Source organism: Psychrobacillus soli, from assembly GCF_006861775.1.
Taxonomy (GTDB): Bacteria; Bacillota; Bacilli; order Bacillales_A; family Planococcaceae; genus Psychrobacillus; species Psychrobacillus soli.
In genome coordinates this window covers 14,298-30,440 of record NZ_VDGG01000009.1, presented here as the reverse complement: position 1 = coordinate 30,440, position 16,143 = coordinate 14,298, and the positions used below count along the sequence as shown (strand labels likewise).

The 16,143-nt window shown below is 38.9% G+C and carries 26 protein-coding genes; all 26 read left to right on the top strand.

Going from position 1 to position 16,143, the window contains the following annotated elements; translation table 11 throughout:
- Position 1: 1 nt before the first annotated feature.
- The 26 genes from FG383_RS05610 (at position 2) to secY (ending at position 16,105) form a co-directional block, all read left to right on the top strand.
- A complete protein-coding gene (locus FG383_RS05610; protein WP_142605856.1) occupies positions 2 to 1,003 on the top strand; it encodes a sensor histidine kinase in 1,002 nt (333 codons plus the stop codon).
- Between the two features lie 99 nt (positions 1,004 to 1,102).
- Complete coding sequence (locus FG383_RS05605; protein ID WP_142605855.1) at positions 1,103 to 1,864, top strand: ABC transporter ATP-binding protein; 762 nt, start codon at positions 1,103 to 1,105, stop codon at positions 1,862 to 1,864.
- On the top strand, positions 1,833 to 3,842 hold the full coding sequence (locus tag FG383_RS05600; RefSeq protein ID WP_246096869.1) for an FtsX-like permease family protein: 2,010 nt from the start codon (positions 1,833 to 1,835) through the stop codon (positions 3,840 to 3,842). The genes FG383_RS05605 and FG383_RS05600 overlap by 32 nt, the downstream gene beginning before the upstream one ends.
- 129 nt (positions 3,843 to 3,971) lie before the next feature.
- Positions 3,972 to 5,288 carry a Na+/H+ antiporter family protein gene (locus FG383_RS05595; protein WP_142605853.1) on the top strand — a complete coding sequence of 439 codons (1,317 nt, stop codon included), beginning with the start codon at positions 3,972 to 3,974 and terminating at the stop codon, positions 5,286 to 5,288.
- Between the two features lie 359 nt (positions 5,289 to 5,647).
- Positions 5,648 to 5,956, top strand: coding sequence for a 30S ribosomal protein S10 (gene rpsJ / locus FG383_RS05590; RefSeq protein WP_093274779.1), 309 nt, complete (start codon positions 5,648 to 5,650; stop codon positions 5,954 to 5,956).
- Positions 5,957 to 5,999: 43 nt separating this feature from the next.
- Entirely contained in the window at positions 6,000 to 6,629 is a 630-nt protein-coding gene (gene rplC / locus FG383_RS05585) for a 50S ribosomal protein L3 (protein WP_142538190.1), read from the top strand.
- A gap of 26 nt (positions 6,630 to 6,655) precedes the next feature.
- Complete coding sequence (rplD, locus tag FG383_RS05580; RefSeq protein ID WP_142605852.1) at positions 6,656 to 7,279, top strand: 50S ribosomal protein L4; 624 nt, start codon at positions 6,656 to 6,658, stop codon at positions 7,277 to 7,279.
- Positions 7,279 to 7,563 (top strand): 50S ribosomal protein L23, encoded by a 285-nt coding sequence (gene rplW / locus FG383_RS05575; protein ID WP_142605851.1) that lies wholly within the window; start codon positions 7,279 to 7,281, stop codon positions 7,561 to 7,563. The genes rplD and rplW overlap by 1 nt, the downstream gene beginning before the upstream one ends.
- Positions 7,564 to 7,604: 41 nt before the next feature.
- Positions 7,605 to 8,435, top strand: coding sequence for a 50S ribosomal protein L2 (gene rplB / locus FG383_RS05570; RefSeq protein WP_142605850.1), 831 nt, complete (start codon positions 7,605 to 7,607; stop codon positions 8,433 to 8,435).
- Between the two features lie 60 nt (positions 8,436 to 8,495).
- Positions 8,496 to 8,774, top strand: a complete 279-nt coding sequence (rpsS, locus tag FG383_RS05565; RefSeq protein ID WP_090567829.1) for a 30S ribosomal protein S19 — start codon at positions 8,496 to 8,498, stop codon at positions 8,772 to 8,774.
- Positions 8,775 to 8,794: 20 nt separating this feature from the next.
- Entirely contained in the window at positions 8,795 to 9,139 is a 345-nt protein-coding gene (gene rplV / locus FG383_RS05560; protein WP_093274750.1) for a 50S ribosomal protein L22, read from the top strand.
- 3 nt (positions 9,140 to 9,142) lie between these two features.
- Complete coding sequence (gene rpsC / locus FG383_RS05555) at positions 9,143 to 9,799, top strand: 30S ribosomal protein S3 (RefSeq protein WP_142605849.1); 657 nt, start codon at positions 9,143 to 9,145, stop codon at positions 9,797 to 9,799.
- Position 9,800: 1 nt separating this feature from the next.
- Positions 9,801 to 10,235, top strand: coding sequence for a 50S ribosomal protein L16 (gene rplP / locus FG383_RS05550; protein ID WP_093274744.1), 435 nt, complete (start codon positions 9,801 to 9,803; stop codon positions 10,233 to 10,235).
- Complete coding sequence (gene rpmC / locus FG383_RS05545; protein ID WP_090567840.1) at positions 10,225 to 10,425, top strand: 50S ribosomal protein L29; 201 nt, start codon at positions 10,225 to 10,227, stop codon at positions 10,423 to 10,425. The genes rplP and rpmC overlap by 11 nt, the downstream gene beginning before the upstream one ends.
- Before the next feature lie 18 nt (positions 10,426 to 10,443).
- The gene (rpsQ, locus tag FG383_RS05540; RefSeq protein ID WP_093274742.1) at positions 10,444 to 10,707 is read left to right on the top strand and encodes a 30S ribosomal protein S17; all 264 of its coding nucleotides are present in this window, start codon (positions 10,444 to 10,446) and stop codon (positions 10,705 to 10,707) included.
- A 44-nt stretch (positions 10,708 to 10,751) separates the two neighbouring features.
- The gene (gene rplN, locus FG383_RS05535; RefSeq protein ID WP_053591327.1) at positions 10,752 to 11,120 is read left to right on the top strand and encodes a 50S ribosomal protein L14; all 369 of its coding nucleotides are present in this window, start codon (positions 10,752 to 10,754) and stop codon (positions 11,118 to 11,120) included.
- Positions 11,121 to 11,156: 36 nt separating this feature from the next.
- On the top strand, positions 11,157 to 11,465 hold the full coding sequence (gene rplX / locus FG383_RS05530) for a 50S ribosomal protein L24 (RefSeq protein ID WP_142605848.1): 309 nt from the start codon (positions 11,157 to 11,159) through the stop codon (positions 11,463 to 11,465).
- Positions 11,466 to 11,488: 23 nt separating this feature from the next.
- A complete protein-coding gene (rplE, locus tag FG383_RS05525) occupies positions 11,489 to 12,028 on the top strand; it encodes a 50S ribosomal protein L5 (RefSeq protein WP_142538197.1) in 540 nt (179 codons plus the stop codon).
- Between the two features lie 18 nt (positions 12,029 to 12,046).
- Positions 12,047 to 12,232, top strand: coding sequence for a type Z 30S ribosomal protein S14 (locus FG383_RS05520; RefSeq protein WP_093274736.1), 186 nt, complete (start codon positions 12,047 to 12,049; stop codon positions 12,230 to 12,232).
- Positions 12,233 to 12,262: 30 nt separating this feature from the next.
- Complete coding sequence (rpsH, locus tag FG383_RS05515; RefSeq protein ID WP_142538198.1) at positions 12,263 to 12,661, top strand: 30S ribosomal protein S8; 399 nt, start codon at positions 12,263 to 12,265, stop codon at positions 12,659 to 12,661.
- A 30-nt stretch (positions 12,662 to 12,691) separates the two neighbouring features.
- The gene (rplF, locus tag FG383_RS05510; protein ID WP_142605847.1) at positions 12,692 to 13,231 is read left to right on the top strand and encodes a 50S ribosomal protein L6; all 540 of its coding nucleotides are present in this window, start codon (positions 12,692 to 12,694) and stop codon (positions 13,229 to 13,231) included.
- Between the two features lie 30 nt (positions 13,232 to 13,261).
- Positions 13,262 to 13,621, top strand: a complete 360-nt coding sequence (gene rplR / locus FG383_RS05505; RefSeq protein WP_142605846.1) for a 50S ribosomal protein L18 — start codon at positions 13,262 to 13,264, stop codon at positions 13,619 to 13,621.
- 21 nt (positions 13,622 to 13,642) lie between these two features.
- A complete protein-coding gene (rpsE, locus tag FG383_RS05500) occupies positions 13,643 to 14,143 on the top strand; it encodes a 30S ribosomal protein S5 (protein ID WP_142605845.1) in 501 nt (166 codons plus the stop codon).
- 14 nt (positions 14,144 to 14,157) lie between these two features.
- On the top strand, positions 14,158 to 14,340 hold the full coding sequence (gene rpmD, locus FG383_RS05495) for a 50S ribosomal protein L30 (protein ID WP_093274716.1): 183 nt from the start codon (positions 14,158 to 14,160) through the stop codon (positions 14,338 to 14,340).
- A 32-nt stretch (positions 14,341 to 14,372) separates the two neighbouring features.
- A complete protein-coding gene (gene rplO / locus FG383_RS05490) occupies positions 14,373 to 14,813 on the top strand; it encodes a 50S ribosomal protein L15 (protein WP_093274713.1) in 441 nt (146 codons plus the stop codon).
- Complete coding sequence (gene secY / locus FG383_RS05485) at positions 14,813 to 16,105, top strand: preprotein translocase subunit SecY (protein ID WP_142605844.1); 1,293 nt, start codon at positions 14,813 to 14,815, stop codon at positions 16,103 to 16,105. Before rplO ends, secY begins: the two co-directional genes overlap by 1 nt.
- Positions 16,106 to 16,143: the final 38 nt, after the last annotated feature.

Genomic DNA, 16,143 nt, shown 5'->3' with positions numbered 1-16,143 from the left:
TTTGTTCAAAGCGTATATAAAAGAAAGAAAAGCTTGGATTCTCTTTTTTCTAGGCTTGCAAATCTGGTTGAACATCATATTGACTTTAGATATCGCTTTCCAAGATGTTGCTATTCTTTATATCAACCTGGTGTATATAATTACTTTCTTACTATTTATTTGGTGGAGGTATAGGAAAGAGACAACTTATTATAAAGAATTAGGAGAAAGTGCAACGTTTGATTCTCTTCCAGAGGGTGAGTCTAGTTTTGAAAAGAGAATTACAAGTATTATGGAAGAATTAATATTAGTAAATAACGAGGAATTAAATCAATTGAAGGTGGAGCATTTAGAAGAGAATGATCGGATTTTAGCATGGATTCATGAAGTGAAAACTCCATTGACTGGCATGAGACTCATAATCGATGCTGTACAGGAACCTTCATTACGGGAAAAACTGGAGGTCGAGTGGTTAAGAATTCATTTATTATTAGATCAGCAACTTCACCATACAAGATTGCCTTCTTTGGAAAAGGATTATGTAGTAGAGTCTGTTCCACTTCAAAAATTAATACATAAAGAAATTAAAGAACTGCAAGCATGGTGCATGCAAAAAGGGATTGGCTTTGAAATTAACCTTCTGCAAGAAGAAGTGCTAACCGATCAAAAATGGTTAGCATTTATCCTTCGCCAGTTGTTATCAAATGCTGTGAAGTACAGCAATCCAGAGAAAGAAATTCATATTTTTTCTAGAAAAGACGAAGCAGGACATACAATTTTGACGGTAAAAGACTTTGGAAGTGGAATAACGAAGGCAGACCTACCACGTATATTTGAAAAGTCATTTACGGGTACAACGGGAAGAAATACCGCTGCTTCAACTGGAATGGGGCTGTATTTAACGAAAAAAGCCGCTGATAAATTGGGAATACGAATAATAGTGGAATCTAAATTGGAAGAAGGTTCTTCATTTTTGTTACAATTTCCTTTAAAAAATGAAATGAGCAAAATAACGAGTAGGTGACAAAAATGTCATCTACTTTATTCGTTTGTCATGTAAATCGAACGATTAACAGAATAAAAAGCCTTACACTAGGGTTAATACTATGTAGGAGGTCAATACATGACTATTTTGAGCGGACGTAAAATAAGAAAAGTGTATGGGAAAAAGTCAACGGCACAAGAAGTATTGAAAGGTATAGATATGGAAGTGCAAGAAGGAGAATTTGTAGGTATCATGGGGCCGTCGGGTTCCGGGAAGACGACGTTGCTAAATGTACTAGCTTCTATTGATAAAGCGACGGAGGGTGTCATCGAGATTAGTGGTCATAATTTACGGACGATGAAAGAACGCGAGCTATCTAATTTCCGTCGGGAGCAATTAGGTTTCATATTCCAAGACTACAATCTGATAGATACATTAACGGTGAAAGAAAATATACTATTGCCACTTTCCATTAGTAATATTTCCAAAAAAGAAGCGGAAGCACGTTTTAAAGATCTTACGAAGACGTTAGGAATTGATGATCTTGCAAATAAATATCCAAACGAAATATCTGGAGGACAAAAACAAAGAACATCGGCTGCCCGTGCATTGATCAGTAATCCTACGGTAGTGTTTGCCGATGAGCCGACAGGAGCGCTAGATTCTAAAGCAGCTACTGCACTGCTCAGTAACCTAGAGAAGATAAATCTCGATAAAAAAGTAACGATTATGATGGTTACGCATGATGCGGTTGCTGCAAGTTTCTGTTCGCGCGTGTTATTTCTAAAGGATGGGCAATTATATACGGAACTATATAAAGGCGAGAAAGATCGGATGCGCTTTTATCAAGAGATTATGAGTACGCAAAGTGTGCTTAGTGGTGATGGCTATGACGCTTAGTCAGTTAGTTTTCCGAAGCATGAAGAAAAATATTAAGCATTATTATTTATATTTCTTTGCACTTATTTTCAGTGTAACGCTTTACTTTTCTTTTGTTACTTTGCAATACAATCCTAGTGTAGTAGATGTATCGCAAGGGGTAAAGATTGCTGCTGGTTTAAAGGCTGCTTCGTATATATTATTATTTGTAGTAGTGTTTTTTGTTCTGTATGCCAATCTTTTGTTTATGAAACGAAGAAGTAAAGAAATTGGACTCTATCAGTTAATAGGGATGTCGAAAGGGCTTGTGACAAGGTTACTAGTGCTTGAGAATACGATTTTATGGGTTGGTGCACTCACGATAGGTGTCGGAATTGGTTTTTTAACTTCTAGAATTTTTGGGATGGTTTTACTGCGGATTTTAGAAAAAGATGTGTTGGTTCAGTTAATATTTTCGGTTGAAGCATTGCAAATGACGATTTTCGTGTTTCTAGTGTTATTGATTGTAGTATTGATACAGACTGCAATTGGTATTCGACGGGTGTCGTTACTTGCGTTGTTTACAGCAAATGCGACAGCGGATGTAAAAGTGAAGCGATTTAGTGGACTTCAAATGTTACTTGGCTTAATAGGTCTTTTATTAATTGGTTATGGGTATTACTTGTCTACTACATTGTTCGAACTAGATAGTGATAATCCCAATATGCTTTTTTATAAAATGCTCGCTATTTTAGGTTCAACAATTGGAGGAACATTTTTTGTTTTTCGATTTTCAGTAGCATTCATATTGAATTTTATTCGAAAACAGAAAAGGGGCCATTTGTCTATACAGGATGTATTATCTTTATCGCCAATCATGCATCGAATGAAATCGAATGCAATGTCACTAACTGTAATTACAGTTATATCTGCTACAGCTTTAGGTATTCTTTGTTTGTCGTATATCTCCTATTACTCGGCAGGTTCATCGGCAAAACAAAATATACCTTTTGATTATATTCTTATGAATGACCAAGGCGAGGCATTTATAGAGCGATTGAATGAGGAAAAAATTGAGTTTACACAAACGGATATCGAATTATTGAATGTGGAAGTCGATACGGCGGATATATATACTAGTGACATGCCGGCGGGATTAAGTATGGTTTCTAAAGGGCCGATGATTATCTCAAAGCTAAGTGATATGCAAAAGGTAATGCCGGAGCTCTCATTAAAAGCAGGGGAAGGGTATATCACGGGATATAGTAATATGATGTCAGAAATAGTGAAACTGGAAGAAAATAAACCAGTACAGCTAACGACATCAGACGGAGAAGAAGCTATTACAATTAAAGAAATCAAACCGGATTCATTACTCGTCTATTATGTAACAGGTGCCGGCATGTCAATAGTTGTAACGGATGATCAATTTGAAAAACTTGCGGAAGATCCTATGATCAGCGAGCAAACTAGATGGGAAAAACAAGTTGGTATTGATTTGGCAGAAAGAGCACAGTTAAAAGAAGTGCAAGCGATATACGAGGAAACAACCAATAATGGTCATTTTGAAGTGACTAAAGATGACGGCGTAATTGATAGTGTGAATATGGATTCGCAAGAAGCATATAGATTGTCGATGCTAGATATGTTTGGACTAGTGATCTTCGTAACTGGCTTCTTAGGCTTAGCATTTTTGATGACTACAGGAAGTATTCTCTACTTTAAACAAATGACGGAAGCGGAAGAAGAGAAAGCTTCCTATACGGTGCTTCGTAAAATTGGTTTTACTACGAATGAACTGATGAAAGGAATTTATATAAAGCAATTGTATAACTTCGGCGTTCCATTAGTCATTGGCTTAGCACATAGTTACTTTGCTGTAAAATCAGGGTGGATGCTATTTGGTACGGAACTAGTAGCACCCTTAATAATTACGATGGGAATTTATGTGGTTTTATATTCGATCTTTGCATTTTTCTCTATTGGATACTACCGAAAAGTGGTAAATGAATCATTGTAAATAAGAAGATTATTTGAAGGAAAGCCACTTTGTTTTTAAAGCGAAGTGGCTTTTTTATATTGACATTTTGTCCAAGAACATTTAAACTTTCATTTATTAGTAATCTAGTGTGTGAAAGTGAGTGTTTTTATGAATGCAGTATTAGTTGCAGTATGTGTCATGTTAATTTTGAGTTTACTACGTATTAATGTTGTATTCTCGTTAATAATAGGTGCCCTGGTAGGAGGGCTTACAGCGGGTTTATCCGTGGCAGAAACGATTGATGCTTTTACAGGTGGGTTAGGTGCTGGAGCAACTATAGCTTTAAGTTATGGATTGCTAGGAGGATTTGCTGTTGCTATCTCCAAAACGGGGATACCAGACCTATTAGTAATAGCAATTTTAAAGCTAGTAAAAAGCAAGGGAGATTCAAATAGAACGGGTTTTGTAAAAGCGCTAGTCTTCTTATTACTATTATTAATGGCTGTGTTTTCACAGAACTTAATCCCAATCCATATCGCATTTATTCCTTTGTTAGTACCACCAATCTTAAAAGTATTGAACATGTTACGGGTGGACCGAAGATTGATTGCCTGTATATTAGCATTCGGTTTAATAACCCCGTATATGTTCCTCCCATATGGCTTTGGTGCGATTTATCAAGATATCGTTGCTACACAGGTAGGGCTATCTGGTCTAGAGGTATCATTAAGTGATATTCCTAAAGCGATGGCTTTTCCTGCACTGGGAATGGTGTTTGGATTGATGTCTGCCTTTGTTTTATTCCGTAAGCCAAGAAACTATAAACAAGAGGAAGTAGAGGTAAGTGAATTAGAAGTAGAAGTAAAAGGGAGCAGTATCCTCTTCACCATTATTTCTTTATTGGCGGCACTATTTGTTCAAGTGAATACTGACTCGATGATTGCGGGTGCACTTGCTGGTATCGTGGTTCTTTATATTAGTGGGGCACTAAAAAGGAAAGAAGCAGATGTCCTATTAACGGAAGGTATGCGCATGATGGCTTTTGTTGGGTTCGTGATGATTACAGCAAATGGCTTTGCGTCAGTTATCAATGCAACAGGACATATCGAGAGCTTGGTTGAAGCTTCTTCAAAGCTGTTAGCAGGTAATGTGAGTATAGCAGTATTAATCATGCTAGTTATTGGCTTAGTTGTGACAATGGGAATAGGATCTTCTTTTGCAACTATCCCTATTATCGCCGCTATCTTTGTACCGCTTGCAATGGAACTTGGGCTAAGTCCTTTAGCAACAATTGCTTTAATAGGTACTGCAGGTGCTTTAGGTGATGCCGGTTCACCAGCTTCCGACTCGACACTTGGACCCACCGCGGGATTAAATGTAGATGGACAGCATAATCATATTTGGGATACTTGTGTCCCGACTTTTCTTTGTTACAACATTCCTCTCGTCCTCTTTGGGTGGATAGCGATTGTATTTATTCTATAATGTTTAGTGGAAGGATGTCTCTATAGAAGAGATGTCCTTTTTTATATCGTAGATGGAAGGATATATTCCAAGAATTTCATTAACCTTATCAGTTGCCATTCTCACTAGAATTTTATATACTAGACATCGGCTTAGAAAAAACATATATATATAATAAAAAAGTAATGCTGTTAAAACAATTTAAAAGAATTTCGCTAAAACACTTGCGAAATCTTTTTTTATTGTATATAATGTTGTAGTTGGTCTTTGACTGCGATGAAGCGAGAGGTTACCGACACACCCGGCCGCTTTGCCATGGCGAGTGATTGGAAAATTTTCGTGGAGAATGTCTAGAAAATAGGCGAGAAGGAGGGAAAATAATGGCAAAACAAAAAATTCGTATCCGTTTGAAAGCGTATGATCACAGAATCCTTGATCAATCTGCTGAGAAAATTGTGGAAACTGCTAAACGTTCAGGTGCAAGTGTATCAGGTCCGATTCCACTTCCAACTGAGAAGTCGACGTACACAATTCTTCGTGCTGTTCACAAGTACAAAGATTCTCGTGAACAATTCGAAATGCGTACGCATAAACGTCTGATCGATATCGTTAACCCAACACCACAAACTGTTGATGCGTTAATGAAGCTTGATTTACCATCTGGCGTTGATATTGAAATCAAACTTTAATGGTAAAAAAATAAAACAACAAATTATATAGGAGGTGTGACGGATGACCAAAGGAATCTTAGGTAGAAAAATCGGTATGACGCAAGTATTTGCTGAGAACGGTGACTTAATCCCTGTAACTGTAATTGAAGCTACTCCAAACGTAGTACTTCAAAAGAAAACAGTTGAAACAGACGGTTACGAAGCTATTCAGTTAGGTTTTGAAGATAAGAGAGAAAAGCTTTCTAACAAACCAGCTAAAGGCCACGTAGCGAAAGCGAGCACTGCTCCTAAGCGCTTCATCCGCGAATTCCGCGGCTTGGATACAGCTAATTACGAAGTTGGTCAAGAAGTCAACGTAGAAAGTTTTGCAGAAGGCGATGTAATTGATGTAACAGGTGTTACTAAAGGTAAAGGTTTCCAAGGTGTTATTAAACGCCACGGACAATCTCGTGGACCAATGGCCCACGGATCTCGTTACCACCGTCGTCCAGGTTCAATGGGGCCAGTTGCTCCGAACCGTGTATTTAAACAAAAGAAATTACCTGGTCAAATGGGTGGGCATGTAGTGACGATCCAAAACTTACATATCGTAAGAGTGGATGCTGAACGTAACCTACTACTTGTAAAAGGTAATGTTCCTGGTTCTCGTAAATCATTAGTAGTTGTAAAAGCTGCTATTAAATCGAAATAATCTCTTAAAGAAAGGAGGAAACAGGAATGGCAAAAGTATCTTTATTGAATCAAGCAGGGTCTTCTGTTGGTGAAATCGAGTTAAACGATAAAGTTTTCGGTATCGAACCAAACGAAGCTGTTTTATTTGAAGCTATCATTGCTCAACGCGCATCACTTCGTCAAGGTAATCACAAAGTGAAAAACCGTTCTGAAGTAGCTGGTGGTGGACGTAAACCATGGCGTCAAAAAGGAACAGGTCGTGCTCGTCAAGGGTCGATCCGCTCTCCACAATGGCGTGGCGGTGGTGTTGTATTCGGTCCAACTCCACGTAGCTATAGCTATAAATTACCTAAAAAAGTACGTCGTTTAGCTCTTCTTTCAGCTCTTTCATCTAAAGTGCGTGAAGAAAGCATCGTAGTACTAGAAGGTTTAGCTTTTGATGCACCAAAAACAAAAGAATTCGTGAAAGTGTTAGCTAACCTTTCTATCGATAAAAAAGCGTTATTCGTAACTGCTGATTTAGATGAAAACGTAGCATTAGCTGCACGTAACATCCCTGGAATCACAGTTGTGTCTGCAACAGGCATTAACGTATTAGATTTAGTAGGACACGAGAAATTAGTGTTAACTAAATCTGCAGTAGAAAAAGTTGAGGAGGTGCTTGGATAATGGAAGCACGTGATATTATTAAACGTCCGGTCATTACCGAGCGTTCTTCTGAAATAATGGCAGATAAAAAGTACACTTTCGAAGTGGACACTCGCGCTAACAAAACACAAGTTAAATACGCTGTTGAAGAAATCTTTGGAGTAAATGTTGAAAAAGTGAACATTATGAACTACAAAGGGAAATACAAACGTGTAGGTAAATTTGGTGGATATACAAACAAACGCCGTAAAGCGATTGTTACTTTAACTCAAGAGAGCAATGAAATCGAATTATTCGAGATCTAATCTTATAAAAACAAATCAATACTCAAGAAGGAGGGAATACAATGGCGATTAGAAAGTATAAACCAACGACAAACGGACGTCGTAACATGACATCGTTAGATTACGCTGAAATCACAACGGACAAACCAGAGAAATCACTTCTTGCTCCTGTGAAACGTAAAGGCGGCCGTAACAACCAAGGTAAAATTACTGTTCGTCATCATGGTGGTGGACACAAACGCCAATACCGTATCATTGATTTCAAACGAAACAAAGATGGTATTGAAGGACGTGTAGCTACTATTGAATATGATCCAAACCGCACTGCGAATATCGCATTGATTAACTATGTGGATGGAGAAAAACGTTATATCCTAGCTCCTAAAGGCTTAGAAGTTGGAATGACAGTTGTGTCAGGTCCAGAAGCTGATATTAAAGTAGGGAACGCTCTTCCATTAGAAAACATTCCAATGGGTTCTACAATCCATAACATTGAAATGAAACCTGGTAAAGGTGGTCAGCTAGTACGTTCTGCTGGTACATCTGCTCAATTACTTGGTAAAGAAGGTAAATACGTAATCGTACGTTTACAGTCTGGTGAAGTTCGTTTAATCCTTGGTGTTTGCCGTGCAACTATCGGTGAAGTAGGAAATGAACAACATGAACTAGTAAACATTGGTAAAGCAGGACGTTCTCGTTGGTTAGGTAAACGCCCAACTGTACGTGGATCTGTTATGAACCCGAACGATCACCCACACGGTGGTGGTGAAGGACGTACGCCAATCGGTCGTAAGTCACCTATGTCTCCATGGGGTAAACCAACTCTTGGATACAAAACTCGTAGCAAGAAAAACAAATCCGACAAACTTATCATTCGTCGTCGTAAAAAATAATGTGATTTACTACGGTTCAAAGAACGGACCGTGGTGTAGTCACGAAAGGGAGGATTCAGCATGGGTCGTAGCTTGAAAAAAGGACCTTTCGCAGACGATCATTTACTTAAAAAGGTCGATGCACAAAAGGATTCTGAGAAAAAACAAGTGATTAAGACTTGGTCTCGCCGTTCGACAATTTTCCCTACTTTTATCGGATTAACAATCGCGGTATATGACGGACGTAAACACGTTCCAGTATACGTGACTGAAGATATGGTAGGTCATAAACTAGGCGAGTTTGCACCAACACGCGCTTATAAAAGTCATGGTGCAGATGATAAGAAAACAAGACGCTAATTTGAGAGGAGGTCATTCAAATGTCACAAGCAAAAGCTATTGCTAAAACGGTGCGCATTGCTCCTCGTAAAGTAAGATTAGTCGTTGATTTAATCAGAGGTAAGCAAGTCGGTGAAGCAGTTGCGATTTTACAACTTACTCCTAAAACAGCATCTCCTGTTGTTGAGAAAGTATTGAAATCTGCAGTTGCGAACGCTGAGCACAATTATGATTTAGATATTAACAACCTAGTTGTTTCTGAAATTTTTGTTGACGAAGGTCCAACACTAAAACGTTTCCGTCCACGTGCACAAGGTCGTGCAAGTGCGATTAACAAACGTACTAGCCACATCACTGTAGTGGTATCTGAGAAGAAGGAGGGATAATTCGTGGGTCAAAAAGTACATCCGATAGGATTACGAGTAGGTATTATTCGTGACTGGGAGTCAAAATGGTACGCTGGTAAAGACTATGCAACTCTACTTCACGAAGACTTAAAAATTCGTAAGCACATTGAAACTCGTTTGAAAGACGCATCTGTTTCTACTGTTGAAATCGAACGCGCTGCTAAACGTGTTAACATTACAATTCACACTGCGAAGCCAGGTATGGTAATCGGTAAAGGTGGTACTGAAGTCGAAGCACTTCGTAAACACTTAAACGATCTTACTGGCAAGCGTGTACACATTAACATCGTAGAAATTAAAAGAGCAGACCTTGATGCTAAATTAGTAGCTGAAAGTATCGCACGTCAATTAGAAGGCCGCGTATCTTTCCGTCGTGCTCAAAAACAAGTAATTCAACGCACAATGCGTGCTGGCGCTAAAGGTATTAAAACTCAAGTATCTGGACGTCTAGGCGGCGCTGACATTGCGCGTGCTGAACACTATAGTGAAGGAACTGTACCACTTCATACATTACGTGCTGACATTGATTATGCACATGCTGAAGCTGACACTACTTATGGTAAGCTAGGCGTTAAAGTATGGATTTATCGTGGTGAAGTCCTTCCAGTGAAGAAGAACTCTGAGGAAGGAGGCAAATAATATGTTAATGCCTAAACGCGTTAAATATCGTCGTGAACACCGCGGGAAAATGCGTGGTGAAGCGAAAGGCGGTAAAGAAGTATCATTCGGTGAATTTGGTTTACAAGCAACTGAAGCAAGCTGGATTACAAGCCGTCAAATTGAAGCATCTCGTATTGCAATGACACGTTACATGAAACGTGGCGGTAAAGTTTGGATTAAAATTTTCCCACATAAACCTTACACGAAAAAGCCTCTTGAGGTTCGTATGGGTTCCGGTAAAGGTGCTCCTGAAGGTTGGGTAGCTGTAGTAAAACCAGGAAAAGTTATGTTTGAAATCGCTGGTGTATCTGAAGAGATCGCTCGTGAAGCGCTACGCTTAGCAGCACATAAGCTTCCTGTAAAATGTAAAGTAGTTAAACGTCAAGAAATTGGTGGTGAATCTAATGAAAGCTAATGACATCCGTGAACTTACTACTGCAGAAATAGAACAAAAGGTAAAATCACTGAAAGAAGAGCTTTTCAACCTGCGCTTCCAATTGGCGACTGGTCAATTAGAAAACACAGCTCGCATTCGTGAAGTACGTAAAGCGATTGCGCGTATGAAAACTGTGGTTCGCGAAAGAGAAATCAGTGCAAACAACTGATAAAGGAGGTTTTCAGGCATGACTGAGCGTAATCAACGCAAAGTATACACAGGCCGTGTAGTTTCGGACAAAATGGACAAAACAATTACTGTTTTAGTTGAAACTCATAAAAAGCATAAGTTATACGGTAAACGTGTTAAGTATTCTAAAAAATTCAAAACTCATGATGAGCAAAACGTAGCCCAAATCGGTGATATCGTGCGTATCATGGAAACTCGTCCGTTATCTGCTACAAAACGTTTCCGCCTATTGGAAGTTGTAGAAAAAGCGGTTATTATCTAATAATAAATTTCGGAACTCATTAATTCCGAAGGGAGGTTACCTAAGTGATCCAACAAGAAACTCGTATGAAAGTTGCAGACAACTCAGGTGCACGTGAAGTTTTAACTATTAAAGTACTTGGTGGTACTGGACGTAAGACTGCTAACATCGGCGATATCGTCGTATGTACAGTTAAGAAAGCAACACCAGGTGGCGTTGTCAAGAAAGGTGACGTCGTTAAAGCTGTAATCGTTCGCACTAAAAGCGGCGTACGCCGTAAAGACGGTACTTATATCAAATTTGATGAAAACGCATGTGTTATTATCAAAGATGATAAAGGACCGCGTGGAACTCGTATTTTCGGACCTGTTGCGCGTGAACTACGTGACAGCAACTTCATGAAAATCGTATCTTTAGCTCCAGAAGTTCTTTAATTTACATGAAAGTGCCAATCAAGGAGGTGCGACAGAATGCATGTTAAAAAAGGCGACAAAGTAATGGTAATCTCAGGTAAAGACAAAGGGAAAACAGGTGTTATCCTAGCTTCTTTTCCTAAGAAAGACCGTGTGTTAGTTGAAGGTGTAAACATCATCAAAAAACATATGAAGCCAAATCAAGTAAATCCGCAAGGTGGGATTGTAAGCCAAGAGGCTGCAATTCACGTATCGAATGTTATGTTAATCGACCCTAAAACTGGCGAGCCGACTCGCGTAGGTTATAAAGTAGAAGATGGCAAAAAAGTTCGTGTTGCGAAAAAATCTGGTGAAATCATTAAATAAGTAAATAGAAGGGAGGTACACACATGAACCGCCTAAAAGAAAAATATCTTAAGGAAGTTTCTCCTGCTCTAATGAGCAAGTTTGAATATAAATCGGTAATGCAAGTACCTAAAGTTGATAAGATTGTTATCAACATGGGTGTGGGTGATGCTGTATCTAATACAAAAGCACTTGACGCTGCTGTTGAAGAATTACAAATTATCTCAGGTCAAAAACCTGTAGTTACGAAAGCTAAAAAATCGATCGCTGGTTTCCGTCTTCGTGAAGGTATGCCAATCGGAGCAAAAGTTACACTACGCGGAGAGCGTATGTATGACTTTTTGGATAAATTAATCGCAATCTCTCTTCCACGTGTACGTGACTTCCGTGGTGTTTCTAAAAAAGCATTTGATGGTCGCGGTAACTACACACTTGGAGTTAAAGAGCAATTAATCTTCCCTGAAATCGATTATGATAAAGTTTCGAAAGTACGCGGTATGGACATCGTAATTGTAACAACTGCGAACTCTGACGAAGAAGCTCGTGAGTTATTAACACAATTCGGTATGCCATTCCAAAAGTAAAATAAGGGAGGCGAAAACGTGGCTAAAAAATCAATGATCGTTAAACAACAACGTACGCCAAAGTTCCAAGTGCAAGGCTACACACGCTGTGAGCGTTGTGGACGTCCGCACTCTGTATTACGTAAATTTAAGCTTTGCCGTATTTGTTTCCGTGAACTTGCATATAAGGGACAAATTCCTGGCGTTAAAAAAGCAAGCTGGTAAACCCCTATAAATGGGAAGGAGGTAAATGTAATGACAATGTCAGATCCAATTGCAGATATGCTTACACGCATTCGTAATGCTAACATGGTTCGTCACGAGAAATTGGAAGTTCCTGCTTCAAACATGAAAAAGGAAATCGCTGAAATTTTAAAGCGTGAAGGTTTCGTACGTGATGTTGAATTAGTAGAAGATAGCAAACAAGGTATCATCCGTATCTTCTTAAAATATGGTCAAAACGACGAGCGCGTTATTACTGGTTTGAAACGTATTTCAAAACCTGGTCTACGCGTTTACGCTAAAACAAACGAAGTGCCTAAAGTTCTTAACGGTTTAGGAATTGCTTTAGTTTCTACTTCAAATGGTTTATTAACAGATAAAGAAGCTCGCGCTAAACAAGTTGGCGGAGAAATCGTAGCTTACGTTTGGTAATAATCAACAAACGAATGGAGGTGCAACACAATGTCTCGAGTAGGTAAAAAACCAATAGAGGTTCCTGCAGACGTTACTGTTACAGTTAACGCTGACAACACAGTAGTAGTAAAAGGACCAAAAGGTGAATTAACAAATTCATTTAACCAAGATATTAAAATTGAGCAAGAAGGTAATGTGATTACTTTAGTACGTCCTTCAGAGTCTAAAGAACACCGTACGATCCACGGTACAACACGTGCACTATTAGCAAATATGGTCACTGGTGTATCACAAGGATTCGAACGTGGACTTGAATTAGTTGGGGTTGGTTACCGTGCACAACTACAAGGTACTAAACTTGTACTTAATGTAGGGTACTCTCACCCAGTAGAATTCACTCCTGAAGACGGAGTAGTAGTTGAAGTTCCTTCTAATACAAAAATTATCGTTCGCGGTATTAACAAAGAACGTGTTGGTGCTTTAGCATCTAATATTCGTCAAGTTCGTCCACCAGAGCCTTACAAAGGTAAAGGTATTCGTTATGAAGGCGAAGTTGTACGCCGCAAAGAAGGTAAAACAGGTAAATAATGCATTTCGCATTAGAAAGGAGTGACCACTGTGATTACGAAACAAGACAAAAATCAAGTTCGTAAAAAACGTCATGCACGTGTTCGTACTAAAATCACGGGTACTACTGAACGTCCTCGTTTAAATGTATTCCGTTCTAATAAACATATTTACGCACAACTTATCGATGATTCACAAGGTGTAACAATCGTAAGTGCGTCTTCTATGGATAAAGATTTTACTGGTACAGCTGGAAACGTTGAAGCTGCTACATTAATCGGTGAAACAATCGCAAAACGCGCTGTTGAAAAAAACATCAAATCTGTTGTATTCGACCGTGGCGGTTACTTATATCATGGACGTGTTAAAGCGTTAGCTGAAGCTGCACGTGAAAACGGCTTAGAATTTTAAGAAGAAGGAGGGACATATTTCATGCGTGGTATTGACCCAAACAAACTTGAACTTGAAGAACGCGTAGTAACGATTAACCGTGTTGCTAAAGTTGTAAAAGGTGGACGTCGTTTCCGTTTTACTGCATTAGTAGTAGTTGGAGATAAAAACGGACATGTTGGATTTGGTACTGGGAAAGCTCAAGAAGTTCCAGATGCAATCCGTAAAGCAGTTGAAGATGCTAAGAAAAACCTAGTTGAAGTAGCAAGAGTTGGAGGAACTACTCCTCACCAAGTTATTGGTCGCTTTGGCGCTGGTTCAGTTCTAGTTAAACCTGCTGCACCAGGTACTGGTGTTATCGCTGGTGGACCGGTTCGTGCGGTTCTAGAATTAGCTGGTATTACAGACATTCTTTCTAAATCACTTGGATCTAACACACCAATCAACATGGTTCGTGCTACAGTTCAAGGTTTAACTGAACTAAAACGTGCTGAGGACGTTGCTAAATTACGTGGTAAATCAGTAGAAGAACTGTTAGGATAAGGGGGGAAATGACAATGGCAACTAAATTAGAAATCACCCTTACTAAAAGCTTGATTGGTACAAAACCAAATCAACGCAAAACAGCTGAAGCCCTTGGATTACGTAAAATGCATCAAACAGTTGAGCACCAAGACAATGTTGCTATCCGCGGGATGGTTGGCAAAGTAGCTCACTTAGTAACTGTCAAAGAAATTTAAGGTTTATTTTAAGAATAAGGAGGTGCCACCATATGAAACTTCATGAGTTAAAACCAGCAGAAGGATCTCGTTCTACACGTAACCGCGTAGGTCGTGGTACCGGTTCTGGTAATGGTAAAACTGCAGGTAGAGGTCATAAAGGTCAAAATTCTCGTTCGGGCGGTGGAGTTCGTCCAGGATTTGAGGGCGGTCAAAACCCATTGTTCCGTCGTCTACCAAAACGTGGATTCACGAACATTAACCGTAAAGAATTTGCAATTGTGAACCTTGATACATTAAATCGTTTCGAAGAAGGCACAGAAATAACACCTGCTCTATTAATTGAAACAGGTGTTGTGAGCAATGAGAAATCTGGTATTAAGATTCTAGGTAATGGAACTCTTGACAAGAAACTATCTGTTAAAGCTCACAAATTTTCTGCGTCAGCTAAAGAAGCAATTGAGAATGCTGGCGGACAAACTGAGGTGGTTTAATGTTTCAGACGATCTCCAACTTTATGCGTGTGCGAGATATTCGAAATAAAATCATTTTTACCTTATTGATGTTGATCGTATTTCGTATCGGAACATTTGTACCGGTACCATACGTTGATGCAAATGTATTAAAGCAAACGGATCAATTAGGTTTGATAGGTTTCTTAAATACATTTGGTGGGGGTGCACTAGCTAACTTCTCTATTTTAGCGATGGGTATTATGCCATACATCACTGCTTCCATCATTGTACAATTGTTACAAATGGATGTTGTACCGAAATTTACAGAGTGGGCTAAGCAAGGAGAAGTTGGAAGACGTAAACTTGCTCAATTCACTCGTTATTTCACCATTGTGCTAGCTTTTATTCAAGCAATTGCCATGTCATATGGTTTTAACCGTATGTACGGCGGTTCTTTAATAAAAGAAGAAGGCATTCTAAATTATGTTGTTATTGCAATTGTATTAACTGCTGGTACTGCATTTTTAATGTGGTTAGGCGAACAGATTACTGCCAAAGGTGTTGGTAATGGTATTTCTATTATTATCTTCGCTGGTATCGTGGCAGCTATTCCAAACGCAGTTAACCAAATGTATGCGCAATTTATTGATGGTGCTGGAGAAGCATTATTTATCAATATCGTCATTGTCGTATTACTATTATTAGCAATTATTGCTGTTACAGTTGGAGTAATTTACGTTCAACAAGCGTTGCGTAAAATTCCAATTCAATATGCAAAACGCGTTGCTGGTACAGCCCAAACGGGTGGTCAACAAACGCACTTGCCTTTAAAAGTAAATGCTGCGGGAGTAATTCCGGTAATCTTTGCCTCGGCTTTTCTTATGGCACCTCAATCACTTGTTCTGTTTTTTGGACAGAATAGTACGACTGAGTTCATAACGAGAGCATTAGATTATACACAACCTATTGGTATGATTATTTACATTGCTTTAATTGTTGCGTTTACTTACTTCTATGCATTCATTCAAGTGAATCCAGAAAATGTAGCGGACAATTTGAAAAAGCAAGGTGCGTATATTCCAGGAATTCGTCCTGGTATAAACACACAAAATTATTTGACTAGCGTATTATATCGATTAACTTTTGTAGGTTCTATTTTCTTAGCTTTGATCGCAATAATGCCATTACTATTTGTTAAGTTTGCAGGATTACCGCAAACAGCACAAATTGGTGGTACCAGCTTACTTATTGTTGTTGGTGTTGCATTAGAGTCCATGAAACAATTGGAATCACAACTAGTTAAACGTCACTATAAAGGCTTTATGAAATAATATGGTTTTTAGGAACGGTTAAGTTCCTAAAAATCTAC